The following is a 2,313-nucleotide window of genomic DNA, read 5'->3' as shown; positions in this document are numbered from 1 at the left end:
CGCCTCACCGGCGAGAACACCATCTCCTGGCGCGACCCGAAAACGTCCACCAAACGCCCCATCCCGGGATGAAACATCGGACGAAAACGACCTCTAAGAACTCCTAACGGAATGAGTCTTCGGGGGCGGCTCCCCGACGTGAGGTGCTGTCGGGGAGCATGGGGCGATGGATGTTGAGCGGCCGCTGCCGCGCGAGGTGAAGGTCATCGATTCAGCCGCGTTGTTCCGGCTGGAGGAGCGGGCGGAAGTCCTCGGTCTGAGCCGGCGGTTGGATCCGATGTGGGTGCGGGCGAATGTGGCGCCCGGCGGCACCCACTATCTGTGGCCGGCCTTGTGGCACACCCTGTCCCACCGCCCTGACGTTGCCGATCACGTGCGGTGAGAACTGCTGATCGCTCTGCGTACGGGAGACCGCGTGGTGAGCTGGTTGGACGTGATCCCCGACGACTTCGTCCCGCTGCCGAAGGTGACCTCACGCGAAGAGGGAGTGCAGGTCAGACAGCTCCTTGAGCAAGCTCCCTCGGTCCGGGAATGGCTACTGCGAGAGGGTGAGGGATCGGGTCGGCTGTGACAGGCGTCGCCAGCAGATGAGTGCGCATCCCAGAGTGAGAAAGGCTTCGTGGATGTCGTCGCGGATCTCCCAGCGGATCCGCAGGCGACGGAACCAGTGCAGGTGGGCGAAGGCGCGCTCGACAACCCAGCGTTGAGTGCCGAGTCCGGAGCCGTGTTCAGTGCGACGTCGCGCGATCAGTGGCGTCACGCCGAGCGCGCGGACGAGACGGCGGCACTTGTCGTGGTCGTAACCGCGGTCACCGAGCACGACGTCGGGGCGGCGCCGAGCTCGGCCGCGCTTGCCCCGCACGGGCGGCACCGCCTGGAGCAGCGGAATGAGCTGGGTGACGTCATTGCGGTTGCCACCGGTCAGGGTGACGGCGAGCGGGATGCCGGTGGCGTCCGTGATCAGGTGGTGCTTGCTGCCCGTCCTGCCCCGGTCGACAGGGCTTCGTCCCGTCTTGGGGCCCCTTTTAGCGCCCGAATGTGGGAACCGTCGACCGCCGCCCGGGAGAAGTCCAGGGCGTCCGCGCTGCGGAGCTTGGCCAAGAGCGCTTCATGGAGCCGGGGCCACACGCCAGCCTCGGTCCACTCGGCCAGGCGTCGCCAGCACGTCATGCCTGATCCGAAGCCGAGCTCCTGCGGCAGGTGCTCCCAGGCGATCCCGGTATGTAGCACGAACAGGATGCCCTGGAACACCAGCCGGTCCGGATGACGCTTCCGACCGGGATGACGAGTGCGACGTTCGATCTTCGGCAGCAGTGGCTCGATCACCGCCCACAGCTCGTCATCGACGTCCCACGGCTTCCGCCGAGCCACCCCGCACCCCCAGATCAACGGCCCCGAAGTGATCCAACCACCTCGAAGATCATTTCGTTAGGAGTTCTTAGGGCCGCGTTAGCCGTCCCTTAAATGTTCTAGCCCTAGGCTTGGTGTAGTGGCGGAGATTAGCTACAAATGTGCCGGGGGTGCGATTCTTTCGTATCGCCGGCCCGTCAAAAGCAATATCAGGATACTCGAAATGAAATACCGTCCGATAGCTTTTTTGGCTGCAGGAACCTGCCTGGCCTTCAGCTTCCCTTTCACGGCGATGGCCTCGCCCACCGAAAGAGCCCCCATGGAGATTGCTTCCGGCGTGCAAACTGGAGACGGTCGGATTGTTTTGTCTAACGTGACAATCGGTACCGGCCGTACTGGTGGCGCGGACGGAGGTGTCACCGGAAGCCGCTGTGCGAATCCACATGGGGGACGGGGAGACACAGTGCGCGATACCGGTCCGCTACCAGAATCAACGATCACCTTCTCGCATCATTCTTGCCGGACTGCGCTGGAGGACAACTGACCGTGCGAGCCGCAGGCCGCAGACGGGGCAAGGACCTGACGCATCACGGGCAGAGACCTGCCGGTCCGCGGGCAGGCCGCCCGTGCGGTGACCGCCTCCCCGTCCGCATCCCCCATACGCCCCGGCCAGCCACCACCCCCCGGCTGGTCGGGGCTCCGCGCATCGGGAGTCCGCCGGGGAGTGGGATGCGTCATTCGTGCTGGGCAACGGTGCGGTAGGGATCCTTGGCGTCGGGGATGATCCCCTCGACAGTGGCCGGAGCATCGGGGGGCCGAACAGCGTCACCGTGCACCAGAGGCGCTCCGGAGCGGCCGAGGGGGCTATTCGACGGTGACGGACTTCGCCAGGTTGCGCGGCTTGTCGATGTCCCGGCCCAGGGCCAGGGCGGTGTGGTACGCCAGCAGCTGGAGCGGGATGCC

Annotated in this window: 2 protein-coding genes; one reads left to right on the top strand and one right to left on the bottom strand. The window is 65.8% G+C overall.

Features of this window, described 5'->3' with window-relative positions:
• Positions 1 to 166 precede the first annotated feature (166 nt).
• Positions 167 to 382: a hypothetical protein gene (locus ACZ50K_RS37820; RefSeq protein ID WP_468912017.1), complete on the top strand. Its 216-nt coding sequence runs from the start codon at positions 167 to 169 to the stop codon at positions 380 to 382.
• Between the two features lie 153 nt (positions 383 to 535).
• On the opposite strand, the gene ACZ50K_RS37815 is transcribed toward ACZ50K_RS37820, so the two are convergent.
• Positions 536 to 1,371, bottom strand: a protein-coding gene (locus ACZ50K_RS37815) for an IS5 family transposase (protein WP_468912015.1) whose coding sequence is annotated in 2 segments (ribosomal slippage) — positions 536 to 1,026 and positions 1,026 to 1,371 — 837 coding nt in all. Because the reading frame shifts where the segments join, the coding sequence is not laid out codon by codon here.
• Between the last annotated feature and the right edge of the window lie 942 nt (positions 1,372 to 2,313).

The sequence above is a fragment of the Streptomyces sp. NPDC033845 genome (assembly GCF_055576225.1).
Note: the sequence above shows the minus strand (reverse complement) of the source record. Positions and strands in the feature narration are given on the sequence as shown.